This window comes from Streptomyces sp. NPDC005775, from assembly GCF_042871565.1.
Taxonomy (GTDB): Bacteria; Actinomycetota; Actinomycetes; order Streptomycetales; family Streptomycetaceae; genus Streptomyces.
On the sequence record NZ_JBIAIU010000002.1, the window covers coordinates 209,890 to 215,010 of the forward strand.

Below are 5,121 nucleotides of genomic sequence, written 5' to 3' on the forward strand. Positions count from 1 at the left end.
ACCTAGCGGCTCCCACTGACAGCGGCGGGGGCGGCGCCCGTCACACGCCGGTGGACTGCCCCGGGGTCAGCCGGGCGTGGTCGGAGCCGCCCAGGTTGCCGATGTGGGTGTCGTAGATCGGACGGGCCAGATCGGTGAGCAGCGCGTCGTGGATGTCGATGGCGCGGCGCGGCGCGACCTCGCGGACGTAGTCGATCACCTCGGAGATCTTGCTCCAGGGCGCCATCACCGGGAGCAGCAGGGTGTCGACCGGCTGCTCGGGCACGGTGAGCGCGTCGCCGGGGTGGAAGACGGACCCGTCCACCAGGAAGCCGACGTTCGTGACCCGCGGGAGGTCCGGGTGGATCACCGCGTGCAGTTCGCCGTGCACCTGGACGTCGAACCCGGCCGCCGAGAAGGTGTCGCCGTGTCCGACGGTGTGGACGCGTCCCGGGAACGCCGCCGCGAGCTGGTCGGCGACGCTGTGCAGCGTCCAGACCTCGGCGGCCGGGTCGGCCTCCAGTCCGGCCCGCAGCCGCTCCTCGTCGAAGTGGTCGGGGTGCTCGTGCGTCACCAGGATCGCTTCGGCGCCGATCGCGGCGTCCTGCTCCGAGAACCCGCCCGGGTCGATGACGAGCGTGCGCCCGTCCTTCTCCAGGCGGATGCAGGAGTGGGACTGCTTGGTCAGCGTGAGCGCGAGCGGCTCGGGGTTCTGGGCGTTCATGCACTCCATCCTGCTACGCGGGAGGCGTCGTTTCGGCCTGAATCACGGACTGGGCGATCCTGAAGGCGGCGCTCGCGGCCGGGATCCCGCAGTACACGGCGGTCTGCAGCAGCACCTCCCTGATCTCGGCGGGGGTGAGGCCGTTGCGCAGGGCGGCGCTGACATGGGCGGCCAGGCCCTCCAGATGTCCGGAGGCGACCAGGGCGGTGAGCGTGACACTGCTGCGGGTGCGCCGGTCCAGCCCCTCCCGGCGCCAGACCTCGCCCCAGGCGTAGCGGGTGACGAATTCCTGGAAGTCGCCGGTGAAGTCGTCGGCGGCGGCCATGACCCCGTCGACATGGGCGTCGCCGAGCACCTCCCGGCGGATCTTCATGCCGGGCCCGTAGGGATCGGGCCTGCCGCCGGTCTCCGCCTCGGGCTGCGCGACGGCGGCGGTGAGCTCGGCGACGGGCAGCACGGGCGCCGAGAGCCTCGGCGCGAACGACGGCGCGGGAATCGCGGCCAGCGTGTCCTGCCAGGCCGCGGAGAAGTGGGTGAGCAGGAGGTCGGTGACGGCTCCCGGCTGCTCGACCGGCGCCAGGTGGGAGGCGCCCGGGACGAGGGCCAGCCGTGCGTCGGGTATGCCCGCGACCAGGGTGCGGGCGTCACCGGGACCGGTGACCTTGTCCTCGGCACCGACCAGCACGAGCGTCGGAACACCGATCCTGCCGAGCTCACCGCGGATGTCGAAGGCGGCCAGTGCCTCGCAGGCGGCGATGTAGCAGCCGGGATCGGTGGTGCGGACCATCTGGACGGCCCATTCGACGATGGCCGGCTGCGCGGCGGCGAACCCCGGCGTGAACCAGCGCTCCGGCGCGGTGCGGGCCATCGGCTCCAGCCCGTTGGTACGGACGATCACCCCGCGCTGCCGGAACTCGTCGGCGCTGCCGAACCGGGCCGAGGAGGCCACCAGAGCCAGCGAGGCCACCCGCTGCGGATGACGCAGCGCGAGGTCGGCGCCGATCGCGCCGCCGATGGAGCAGCCCGCATACCCGAAACGCCGCACCCCGAGTCCGTCGAGCGTGGCCACGAGCCGGTCGGCGAGCTCGGTGACGGCGGTGGTGGGGTGCGCGGGCGCGCCGCCGTGTCCCGGGAGGTCGTAGCGGAAGACTCTCCAGTGCTGGGTGAGCTCGGGTATCTGCCGGTCCCACATGTGCCAGGTGGTACCGAGGGAGGGGCCGATCACCAGGACTGGTGCGTCTTCTGGCCCGTCAAAGCGGTATTGCAGGGGTTCAACGTTCTTCTCACTCACCCACTCACGCTCCCACATCTCACATTCGCTCCGTGAGCGGGGGCGGGACACTCGCCAGTTCTCCCCACGTTGCCGCGGCCGACCGTAGATCCTCCACATTCGGCTTCACGTACCAGCGCTCGGTCGTGCGGACGTCGGTGTGCCCGGCCCAGCGGGCGAGAAGATGGTCCGAGGGGGAGCTGGCGCTCCCCGGCAAGGGATTTCGTGTCCTGTTCGACCACGACCTTGTTGCCCATCAGGGTCCGCGTCCGGTTGACGGTCAGGGTGGCCCCGCCCAGGTCGACGTCGCTCCAGCGCATTCCGCAGATCTCCGCCGTGGCCCCGCAGAGGATGGATGGTGGCGGGCCGTGTCACGCCGCCGGGCGGTAGCAGCGGCCCGGGGCGCGCCGGGCGCCGGCAATGGCCCCTCACGGCGGTGCTGCCACAGGGGCGTCATGCCATTACGGGACAGCCCTGATCAAGGGGCCCCGGGGCCGGCGCTGAAGTCGTGCATGTCGGCCAGGCTGCTGGAATCTGCACGGTGAGTGGCGTAACCCCCGCGCCAAAGCGCCAGTCGTCGACTGACGTGATGAGTGCCAACTTGCCGACTCCCCCGTGAGCTACCAACGGCGGCGCTGCGGGACCGGGTTGAGTTTGGTGGTGAGCGCCGAGAGGAAGGTCGGGAGCTTGTCGACCATGGCTCTGGGGACCGGGGTGGTCTGGACGGTACCTCTTCTCACGTCCTGGACGACGAGTGCGTAGGTGCCGTTCTCCTCCACGAGTTCGGCAGCGAAGAGCAGTGTTTGTGTGGCGGCTTCCATCAGAACTCCTGAGCTGGGATGTCGTTGAGCCAGGCGGCCCACGCCTTGGTGGCCTGCTGCTCGTCGGTGTGCTCGGCGAACAGGTGGTGGCCGAGCCAGATCGGCACGTTCCACGTGCTGCCGTTGAAGAACCGGTACAGAGCGTCTGGGCCCCGGAGGCCGACGAAGTCGGTGCTGAGCCAGTCGACGACCACTTCGACGGGGTCATGGTCCGGGCCGGGGGCGAGGAGCGTGAACCGGTCGCCGACGGCCGCGTTCTCGGCAAGGCCGAGGCGTCGGCGCAGGGCGTCGAAGTCGGCGGCGTCAGCGGTGGGTTCGGGGCGCTGGGACCTGACGTAGACGGCGGGGCGGCCGGCGAAGTGCCGGAGGTACTCGGCGAGGGCGTGCTGGTGGAAGTCCACGTACTTCTCGGCCACGTCCGTCTTGGCGTCCCAGTTCCAGGCGTCGTCGACGACGCCCGTATGCACCCAGTGGATGCCCATCCGCAGGTGGCTCATGCCGCCGTCGGTCGGCTCGACGCGGTAGCTGAGGGTGTTGGAGAACCCGCCGTCCTGTGTCGCCCGGACACCGAAGTGATGCGGCGGCTCCCACGCCACGACCGTGGCATCTCCCCGGGTCGCCTTTCCGCCGACGCGCGGCTCGATCTCCATCGGATAGAGCCAGCCGAGGTTGCCGGCGCCGGTGGCCACCGCGTCCCAGACCTGCTCGGGCGTCACGGGCAGTTCCTGTTCCCGGCGGACCTCGAACTCTCGTGCCATGGTCGGTACTGCTCCTTCGTCGTGGTTCATGGTCGGTGGGTGAGCGGGAGGGCGGTCAGCCGCCGCTGCAGCGGGTTGTCCCGCCAGTCCAGCGCCGCCCCATCGGCCAGGCGCAGCTCGGGCAGCCGGCGCGCCAGCGTGCCGATGGCCACCTCTGCCTGGAGCTTGGCCAGAGGTCCGCCGAGGCAGAAGTGCGGGCCGTGGCCGAAGCTCAGGTGGCGGTTGCCGGGGCGGCACAGGTCGAGCCGGTCGGGGTCCTCGAACCGTTCGGCATCGCGGTTGGTCGCGCCGAGGAACAGGTACACCAGCTCGCCCTCCGACAGCGTCCGTCCGCCGATCTCCAGTTCCTCCGCCACCACCCGGACGATCGCCTGGGTCACCGTGTCGTAGCGGGCCAGTTCCTCGACCGCGCCACGGATCAGGCCCGGGTCCTCACGCAGCCTGGCCAGTTGGTCCGGGTTGCGCAGCAGGGCCAGCATGCCGTTGCCGATCAGGTGGGTGGTGGTCTCGTCTCCGGCGGTGATCAGGACGAAGCACGTGGACAGCAGTTCGGAGTCGGTGAGCCTGTCGTCCTGGGTCTGGGTGGCGACCAGGGCGCTGATGAGGTCGTCGCCCGGTTCCCGCCGGCGCCGCCGGATGAGCCCGGACAGGTACTCCTCGTACTGGTCGATCGCCGCCTCGGACTTGTCGATGTCCTCGCTGAGCCGGCCGAAGCGGCTGAACCAGCTCTTGACCTGTGGCCGGTCTTCGTCCGGGATGCCGAAGAGCTCGCAGACGACGGACATCGGCAGTGGCGAGGCGACCGCCTCGATCAGATCCATGGTGGGGCCCGCGGCGACCGCCTCGTCGATGAGCCGGTCGACGATCCGCTGTACGCCGTCGCGGAGGGCCTCGACACGCCGGGCGGTGAACGCCTTGTTGGCCAGTTTGCGCAGGCGGGCGTGGTCCGGCGGGTCGGTGTTGCTCATCACCCGGCCGAGTCGCTCGGTGAGCCGGCTGAGGGCTTTGAGGTCGCCGCCGAGCGAGCTGTAGGCGCGGGTCATCCTGTCCCGGTCGTTGGACAGCCGCAGGTCGCCGAGCGCCGCCTCGACGTCGGCATAGCGGGTGAGGTACCAGATGCCCTGGGGGCTGCGGTGGACCGGGTCGTCGCGCCGCATGCGGGCGTACAGCGGATACGGGTCCCGCCGGGCTTCCGGGGTGAGCAGGGCTGCGGCGAATCCGTCGGGCCCGGCGGGGTCCGAGACGGGGGCGTGGGGCTGGGCAGGGCATACGGCGAGGCCGTCGGGCCGGGCGGGGCCTGCGGATTCGCGAGCCCCGCCCAGGGTTTCGGTGAAGGTCATGTCGGCCGCGCTACCGCTGGGTGTCCATGGCGTCGGCAAGGCTCTTGGGCCGCATGTCGGTCCAAGCCTCCTCGACGTGGGCCAGGCAGGCGGCGTGGGTGTCAGGGCCGTGGACGAGGGTCCAGCCGGCCGGGACGTCCGCGAACTGCGGCCAGAGCGAGTGCTGGTTCTCGTCGTTGACGAGGACGAGGAAGGTGCCGTCCTGATCGTCGAAGGGGTTGGTCATATG

General features: G+C 70.9%; 6 protein-coding genes. All 6 read right to left on the reverse strand.

The genetic code is table 11. From position 1 onward, the window contains the following. Positions 1-40 precede the first annotated feature (40 nt). The 6 genes from ACFYPA_RS04635 to ACFYPA_RS04660 all read right to left on the reverse strand — a co-directional run bounded on the left by ACFYPA_RS04635 (position 41) and on the right by ACFYPA_RS04660 (position 5,118). Positions 41-703 (reverse strand): MBL fold metallo-hydrolase, encoded by a 663-nt coding sequence (locus tag ACFYPA_RS04635; RefSeq protein WP_359083979.1) that lies wholly within the window; start codon positions 701-703, stop codon positions 41-43. Between the two features lie 13 nt (positions 704-716). Continuing rightward, entirely contained in the window at positions 717-2,012 is a 1,296-nt protein-coding gene (locus ACFYPA_RS04640) for an alpha/beta fold hydrolase (RefSeq protein WP_389129462.1), read from the reverse strand. A 581-nt stretch (positions 2,013-2,593) separates the two neighbouring features. Next, positions 2,594-2,794, reverse strand: coding sequence for a hypothetical protein (locus ACFYPA_RS04645; protein ID WP_359320882.1), 201 nt, complete (start codon positions 2,792-2,794; stop codon positions 2,594-2,596). Further along, entirely contained in the window at positions 2,794-3,552 is a 759-nt protein-coding gene (locus tag ACFYPA_RS04650) for an SRPBCC domain-containing protein (RefSeq protein WP_359083976.1), read from the reverse strand. Before ACFYPA_RS04650 ends, ACFYPA_RS04645 begins: the two co-directional genes overlap by 1 nt. 26 nt (positions 3,553-3,578) lie before the next feature. Next, positions 3,579-4,892 carry a cytochrome P450 gene (locus ACFYPA_RS04655; RefSeq protein ID WP_359320885.1) on the reverse strand — a complete coding sequence of 438 codons (1,314 nt, stop codon included), beginning with the start codon at positions 4,890-4,892 and terminating at the stop codon, positions 3,579-3,581. A gap of 10 nt (positions 4,893-4,902) precedes the next feature. Continuing rightward, complete coding sequence (locus tag ACFYPA_RS04660; protein WP_359083974.1) at positions 4,903-5,118, reverse strand: MbtH family protein; 216 nt, start codon at positions 5,116-5,118, stop codon at positions 4,903-4,905. Between the last annotated feature and the right edge of the window lie 3 nt (positions 5,119-5,121).

Coding starts and splice junctions, on each gene's coding strand:
- ACFYPA_RS04635 (WP_359083979.1), bottom strand. CDS start 703: ATGAACGCCCAGAACCCCGAGCCGCTCGCGCTCACGCTGACCAAGCAG.
- ACFYPA_RS04640 (WP_389129462.1), bottom strand. CDS start 2,012: ATGTGGGAGCGTGAGTGGGTGAGTGAGAAGAACGTTGAACCCCTGCAA.
- ACFYPA_RS04645 (WP_359320882.1), bottom strand. CDS start 2,794: ATGGAAGCCGCCACACAAACACTGCTCTTCGCTGCCGAACTCGTGGAG.
- ACFYPA_RS04650 (WP_359083976.1), bottom strand. CDS start 3,552: ATGGCACGAGAGTTCGAGGTCCGCCGGGAACAGGAACTGCCCGTGACG.
- ACFYPA_RS04655 (WP_359320885.1), bottom strand. CDS start 4,892: ATGACCTTCACCGAAACCCTGGGCGGGGCTCGCGAATCCGCAGGCCCC.
- ACFYPA_RS04660 (WP_359083974.1), bottom strand. CDS start 5,118: ATGACCAACCCCTTCGACGATCAGGACGGCACCTTCCTCGTCCTCGTC.